The 909-nt window shown below is 75.0% G+C and carries 1 protein-coding gene; it reads right to left on the minus strand.

Annotation, left to right across the window (positions count from 1 at the left end; all coding sequences use genetic code 11):
* Nucleotides 1-20: 20 nt before the first annotated feature.
* On the minus strand, nucleotides 21-464 hold the full coding sequence (locus LPA54_RS33110; RefSeq protein WP_228984441.1) for a hypothetical protein: 444 nt from the start codon (nucleotides 462-464) through the stop codon (nucleotides 21-23).
* Nucleotides 465-909 lie beyond the last annotated feature (445 nt).

The raw sequence follows: 909 nt of genomic DNA on the forward strand, positions 1-909 counted from the left end.
TGTCACGGGCGTAGCCCGGGTCATGTGACGAGGAGGAGGACGAGGACGAGGACCGCGACGGCCGCCAGCACCGCCGCGACGGCCTTCCCCCTGCCTACGTCCGAGATCCGCGCCCGGACCTCCAGGTCTCCGGAGAGGCCGCGGAAGAGGTAGTACTCCCGGTTCCCGCTGCCCCGCGGCGTGGCCCGGAGGACGGTGATCCGCTTGATGACGACCGTGCGGTCCTGCTCGCCCTCCTGCTGCCGCAGGTGCCGTGCGAGGGCTGAGCGGTGGTCGGCGGAGAGGTCGTCGGGGAGCGGGTCGCCGGCGCCGGGGCCACGGGTCGGGGTGGGACACCGTCTCGGTCGTCGAGATCCAGGCGATCCGCCCGGCCGTCCAGGACGTCGTCCGGCCGTGGCCGCGGCACGTCCCGCAGGTGACGGTCCCGGTCGCCTTGCACGGCCCGCACGGGATGCGCCCGCCACCCCGGCACGTGACGCACCTGACCCTCCCCCAGCCCTGGCACCCGGGGCAGGCGCTGTCGGGGGTGTGGCAGGCCGCGCAGGTCACCCGCTCCTCGGGGCGCGCCGCCTTGCGCGCCTTGGGCGGCCGGGGCGGAGTGCTCGGGAGGCCGCCGTGCTTGAGGTACTGGCCGCACGGGGAGACCCCCGCGCACACCGGACAGGGCTGGGCGGGCTCACAGGTGCGGTACGTCATGCCGTTGCAGTCGGCGCACTGCCGGCGGCCGTTCCCGCAGCCGCAGGACCGCGGGTGCGCCGAGCCGCGCTGGACCAGTTCCACGGGCTTGTCGAGGGGTTTCTCGTGCGGGCCGAGTTCGTAGTCCCGCAGCACGTCGTAGACCGGCCGGTCGGCGAGGTCGACGAAGCCGGGCTCGTGCCGTGTCACCTCGGTGCGCCGCTCGATGTGGCG

The organism is Streptomyces sp. DH12 (assembly GCF_020873895.1).
GTDB lineage: Bacteria > Actinomycetota > Actinomycetes > Streptomycetales > Streptomycetaceae > Streptomyces.